The sequence below is a fragment of the Streptomyces boncukensis genome, from assembly GCF_011045075.1.
Lineage (GTDB): Bacteria > Actinomycetota > Actinomycetes > Streptomycetales > Streptomycetaceae > Streptomyces > Streptomyces boncukensis.
Genome location: NZ_JAAKZZ010000856.1, coordinates 1 through 1,948, shown reverse-complemented (window position 1 = coordinate 1,948; position 1,948 = coordinate 1). Strand labels below are relative to the sequence as shown.

The following is a 1,948-nucleotide window of genomic DNA, read 5'->3' as shown; positions in this document are numbered from 1 at the left end:
CCGGCACGTGCTCTCGCCGCACCGGCCGAAAGCCCGAGTACGCCCAGTACGAGGGCTTTCACCCGGCACGCCGAGAGCACGCACCGGACGCCCCATGCGCCGCACGGGGCTTTCGAAACACCCCCTAAGGCCCTGGCGCGGCCCGCCGCGGGCTCAGTCCCGCCGGCCGCACGAGGTCTTCTCGAAGTCCCGGAACTCCGCCATGCTCGGCCTGAAGCGCTGCTCGAAGCTGCCCGGGTAGCGCTTGGCCAGGCCGGGGAAGTACTCGCGGAACGCGGCGCGCCAGGAGGTGTTCAGCCAGGACCGCAGCATCCGGTTGAGCCGCTTGCAGTCCGCCTGGTAGCCCTCGGGCAGGCCGATGCCGTAGTACTGCTCGGGGTCGTAGGTGATGTTCTCGACGACCTTGACGTCGCCGTAGTGCCTGGTGTCCTCCGTGAAGCCGTGGAGGATGACCTTGTCGGTCCACACGGCGTTGAAGTCGCCGGCCTGGAGGGCCTTCACGCACTCCTTGTAGTCGTCGCGGGTGCCCAGGGTGACCTTGACGCCCAGGGAGTCCTCGATCCGCTTCTGGGACTCGCGCTCGCTGACGCTCTTCGGGTCCGAGGTGGAGCCGGAGGCGGTGCACACCAGCTTGCCCGCGAGATCCGCCTTCTCCTTGATCGAGTCGTCCTGCTTGCGCACCAGCACGCCCTGCGGGGTCTTCAGATAGGGCGCGGTGAAGTCCACCTCCTCGTCTCGCTCGTCGGTGATGGAGTAGGTGGCGATGATCAGGTCGGCGGCCCGCGCCTTGAGCTTCTCCTCGCGGGCGAGTGAGGGGAGGTCGTACGTGGTGACCTCGAAGCGCCCCCGGTCGGCCAGCCCCTGCATCAGCGCCGACTCGAACCCGGCGAACCGGTACCCCTTCTTCGTGTTGAACCCCGGCTGGCCCTTCTTGAGGCCGACGGTCACATTGCCCTCGGCGAACAGCCCCTTGTCCGGGCCGGAACTCGACGGCTTCCCCGGCTTGTCGCCCTTGCCGGTTCCGTCGCCGTCGCCGTCGCCGTCGCCGTCGCCGTCGCCGCCGCCCCCGCAGGCCGCGAGGGCGAGGCTCAGGGACAGGAGTAACGAGGCCCAGGCGCAGACGCGCCGCCGGTGCGGAACGGACATGGCAGTACCCTCCTTGGGCCACGGCACTAGCGGTACTCGGCTCTCTTGACTTCGAGGAGAATCTCGCAGCCCGCCCCCGCCGCCAGCCGGATGTCCACATCCACCTTCGGTGCGCGGGTGGTGGCGAGGGGGAGGTCCGTCTCCATCGTCGTGTTCATGCTGGCCGACGTCGGCCGCGCGAGGTCGGCGCCGGAGAACTTCAGCTCACTGCGCGGCAGGCAGGAGGTGCCGGGGCTCTTGTTGGCTGCGGCCAGGGCGAGCCGCAGCGTGCCGTGGCTCGGCTCGGCCCGCACGGTGAGGCGCACGGTGTCGCTGTGCCCGAGCAGCACAGCGCCGTCGTCCCCGTCCCTGCCCCCGTTGCCGTCGCCGTTGCCGTCGAGCGCCGTCTCGGCGGTGACGTCGTCGGGCAGGGCGTCGAGGACGAGGAAGAGCGCGGCGCCGGCGCAGCCGGCCGTCGCCAGGGCGCCCAGCAGCGCCGCCAGAAAGTGCTTCGGCGCCAGGTCGCCGATCTGGTTCAAGGCGAAGTAGGCGGCGAAGAGGAAGCCGATCAGGGCGAGCACGTATCCGGCGGACTCCCACCCGCCGAAGTACCCGGCGAGCGCGGCGGCTCCGGCCAGCGCCGTACCCGTCAGCAGCAGCGCCAGCACGGCGAAGGTGACCAGGGGCGAGGCGCCGCTGGTCGCGCCCCTGTCCGCGCTCGGGCCGCTGCCGCCGCCTCGCGCGCCGCCGGTCCCGCCCGTGCGCCCCTTCCGGGTACCCCGCGCGCCCTGCGTTCTGCGTACCGCCCGCGTCCCCCGCGTCC

1 protein-coding gene and 1 pseudogene are annotated in these 1,948 nt (G+C 71.6%); both read right to left on the bottom strand.

Features of this window, described 5'->3' with window-relative positions; translation table 11 throughout:
• Nucleotides 1–153 precede the first annotated feature (153 nt).
• Complete coding sequence (locus G5C65_RS36380) at nucleotides 154–1,146, bottom strand: transporter substrate-binding domain-containing protein (protein WP_165303322.1); 993 nt, start codon at nucleotides 1,144–1,146, stop codon at nucleotides 154–156.
• 26 nt (nucleotides 1,147–1,172) lie between these two features.
• Nucleotides 1,173–1,948, bottom strand: a pseudogene (locus G5C65_RS36375) (hypothetical protein); the annotation flags it as partial.

Coding starts and splice junctions, on each gene's coding strand:
- G5C65_RS36380 (WP_165303322.1), bottom strand. CDS start 1,146: ATGTCCGTTCCGCACCGGCGGCGCGTCTGCGCCTGGGCCTCGTTACTC.